Genomic DNA, 1542 nt, shown 5'->3' with positions numbered 1-1542 from the left:
CTTGCCCCCGATAGCAGTCTTTCAGCAACAAATGCGCTGACTGATCCACTGCCATCGGGGCATAGGTATCTACACAACTCCTAAGGCTGACACCTAACCCTGTGGTGAGCGGGCTTGCCCCGCGCTGGGCTGCGAAGCGGCCCCAATAACAAACACCCCCGTAGCATCAGCAAGAACCCGATCACCTGGTTTTAGGGCGGCTTCGCCACCCAGCGCGGGGCAAGCCCGCTCACCACAACAGCCCATTTGCCATAGACTCAGCATCCGCGGGAAGTTGTGTAGATACCTATGGCCATCGGGGGCAAGCCCCCTCCCACATTTAGACTGCGTTGACCGCTAGCCCGCGACCATCTCGGCCTTGAGCAACGCCTCTTTCGCCTGTGCATCCGCCAAGCGATACAACTCGATGCTCCCATCCCAGTGCTCGATCAACGCCGTGCACGACTCCACCCAATCCCCGCAGTTGAGGTAGTCCACCTCGCCCACCTTGCGAATCTCCGCATGGTGAATATGCCCGCACACCACGCCATGTAATTCACGCTTGGTCACTTCGTGGGCGATGGCTTCTTCGAAATCGCTGATAAAGCTCACGGCGGTTTTGACCTTGTGCTTCAGGTACGCCGACAACGACCAATAGCCATAGCCATACCGCGCACGCCAGTGATTCAACCAGCGGTTCAACGTGAGGGTGAATTCGTAGGCCGAGTCGCCGAGGAAGGCGAGCCAGCGGTGATAGCGGGTGATGACATCGAACTGATCACCGTGGATCACCAGTAAATGCCGGCCATCGGCGGTCACGTGCACCGCCTCATCCACCAACTGGATATTGCCCAGGATCAGTTTGGAATAGCGGCGCAGGAATTCATCATGGTTGCCGGTGACGTAGATCACCTCGGTGCCGCGCTTGGCCATGGTCAGCAAGCGACGGATCACGTTGGTGTGGGCCTGGGGCCAGTACATGCCGCCGCGCATTTTCCAGCCGTCGATGATATCGCCCACCAAATACACCTTGTCGGCGTGGTAGCCCTTGAGGAAGTGCGACAAATGTTCGGCCTGGCAATCCCGGGTGCCCAAGTGCACGTCGGAAATCCACAGGGTGCGTACGCGCTGCTTGCGGCTGGGCTTGGTGAACTCGGCACTGGTCATGGGCATCCCTCGACGCTGTTTTCGCGAGCTTGCGCCCTGGCGATTAATAGCCCATGACAGCTGTGCGTCAGTCTGATGACAACGCCTGTCCCCGCGAAGCGTTGTAGACTGGCGGCCTGCACAGGAGACCGCGATGAGCCCTACCCTCACGCTGCGCCACTACCTCGAAGCGCCCATCGCCCACAGCCATGACCATGCGCAGTTGGTGTTCGGGCTGTCCGGTCATCTGGACCTGGAAGTCGATGGCCGTGGCAGCCAGGTGCGCGAAAGCAGCGTGATGGTGCTGCCCTTTTCCGCCCACCACGCCTGCGGCAGTCGCGATGGCAGCCGCTGCCTGGTACTGGATGTGCCCACGGAGCATTGGGTGCTGCAATCGTTGGGTGAACATGCCGACGC

At 60.2% G+C, this 1542-nt stretch carries 2 protein-coding genes; one reads left to right on the top strand and one right to left on the bottom strand.

Translation table 11 applies throughout. The annotated features are described in order from the left end of the window. Positions 1–336: 336 nt before the first annotated feature. On the bottom strand, positions 337–1146 hold the full coding sequence (locus tag IQK56_RS26510) for a UDP-2,3-diacylglucosamine diphosphatase (protein WP_099584100.1): 810 nt from the start codon (positions 1144–1146) through the stop codon (positions 337–339). Between the two features lie 133 nt (positions 1147–1279). Here IQK56_RS26510 and IQK56_RS26505 point away from each other — a divergent pair. Continuing rightward, positions 1280–1542 (top strand): cupin domain-containing protein (locus IQK56_RS26505; RefSeq protein WP_482822469.1); only part of this gene is annotated, 263 nt, incomplete at its 3' end.

The organism is Pseudomonas cyclaminis (assembly GCF_015163715.1).
In the GTDB taxonomy this organism is placed as follows: domain Bacteria; phylum Pseudomonadota; class Gammaproteobacteria; order Pseudomonadales; family Pseudomonadaceae; genus Aquipseudomonas; species Aquipseudomonas cyclaminis.
The sequence above is the reverse complement of the archived record's forward strand: the minus strand, read 5'-3'. Positions and strand labels throughout refer to the sequence as shown.